Genomic DNA, 1,850 nt, shown 5'->3' on the forward strand with positions numbered 1-1,850 from the left:
TAATCAGATTTCTGGCCGTGATGTGTGTGCCTCTGTCATCCAGGCTGCAGCTCAGCAGACGATAGACAAGCAGAGCTGTGTAGCACACCAGGAAATGTGCTTTGATTCTTCTCTGTGCACTGTGGTATACAGGCCTTGATCCAAAGTTTGTCTTCATCACTCTGAAACAGTCTTCAATCATGTAGCGCTTGTGCATAATGTTCAGTACATCTTTCACATTGGCATCTGTCAGATTCGTCGCAACGGCATAGTAGCCATCGTACTTCTCTTCTTCATCGATTCTTGCCTGATCCAGATCATAGCTTACTTCTGCTTCCTTTCCGTCTTTGTCCCTGGCGATACGCTTCAGGAAACGCCGGACGTCATTCGGCCCTTTCTTGATTTCTTCCGGATCCTTCATCTTGATCATCTGCTTTGCACGCCCGATCTGTCTGTTTCGTACGGTCCGCTGGTACTCCATCATTTTCCTGGAGAAGGTGATGATTACAACCTGCTCCAGAGTTCCCTTGGCTTTGACTTTGCGGGAACTTCCGTTCTGTAACTGCTTGTATTCAAACAGTCCAAAATCAATTGCTTTGTCTGCTGGAATCACTTTGTATGCAGTGTCATTGTACAGAGCCAGATTCTCAGGATTGCGGTGGTCAAACTTTTTCATGAAGCTGATCGTTACAGGTTTGTCATTTGACAGGAGCCTGTAGTTTTTATCGTTGAAGACAACAGCCTTCACTTCTTCAGAAAGCTTCTTTACTGACTGCGTCACAATGAAGGATCTGCCGCCCATCGCATTGAACTGACGGATATTGTAGGAGCCAAGTCCGGCATCTGCACAGTAGATGATGTTGGATTTCCCAAGAGCCGGCAGGATCTTCTTCTCCAATGGTACTGCAGTAACCTGCTCACTGGTGTTGCCGGAATGCAGGCACATCGTGATCGGAATACCGCGCTTGTCCATGAGCAGTCCCATTTCCACAATCGGATTGGGACGGTGCTCTTTACTGACACCATATTTTCGAAGCCCATAGGACAGCAATTCTCCTGTCACTTCATCGAAGATGTCTTCATCATCCTGCTCGGTCTCACAGTAGAAATTGGTGCAGTCATAGTAGACCACAGAAGAATCGCGGAGAATGACATGGCTGCTGTTCTGATACAGCCATTCAAGATAAGCGTCGGTATTGTTCTCCAGAATATCAAGAAAGCGCAGGATCTGATGATACTGGATGTCAGGCTGCTCAAAGAAGGAATCCAGATGATCACACGTGCCATACTTGGAACAGGGATCCAGAATTCTGCTGTATGTAAGGAACTTATTGATCTGGTTATAGTCGAACGTATCACGCCGATCTGCTGTATGAATGTTGAAAAACTCGTTCAGGCGCAGCTGATTGTAAATGTACTGAAGATAAAAATAGCCAATGTTCTTCAGAGAAGAGCGGGAGGCGTCATCAGAAGTCTGGTCAACTTTTTCGTTGAGATCAACAGAGATCTGAACAGACTCTTTTCCGTGCCTGGAATCTTCATTCATCCTGGCGATCAGTTGCTTGCAGTAAGCAACGGGATCATCAGTAATCTTGAGAAGCTCAGAATGCTTGCCCAGCTTTTTGACATTCTTGGTAGTTGATTTGCCATCAGTCGTACGGAAACCCATCTGAGCATAGTAGGTTGGATCTTTCAAACGCTTATCATAATAAAGTTTCATGCCTGCATACCTTCTACAGGACTATTGTACCATAAAACATACAACACATACAACATAAAAATGCAAGAAATTTGACAAAAATAGACAAAGAAAAAGCCGCAGTCATGCGGTTTTCGAGAAATTCTATTCAAAACAAACTGTCAAAGTCCCG

The 1,850-nt window shown here is 45.0% G+C and carries 1 protein-coding gene; it reads right to left on the reverse strand.

Annotation, left to right across the window (positions count from 1 at the left end):
• Positions 1 to 1,699: IS1634 family transposase (locus tag MOZ60_RS11475; protein ID WP_370596786.1), on the reverse strand; the 1,699-nt coding region annotated here is incomplete at its 3' end.
• Positions 1,700 to 1,850: the final 151 nt, after the last annotated feature.

Source organism: Grylomicrobium aquisgranense (assembly GCF_033971865.1).
Lineage (GTDB): Bacteria > Bacillota_I > Bacilli_A > Erysipelotrichales > Erysipelotrichaceae > Bulleidia > Bulleidia massiliensis.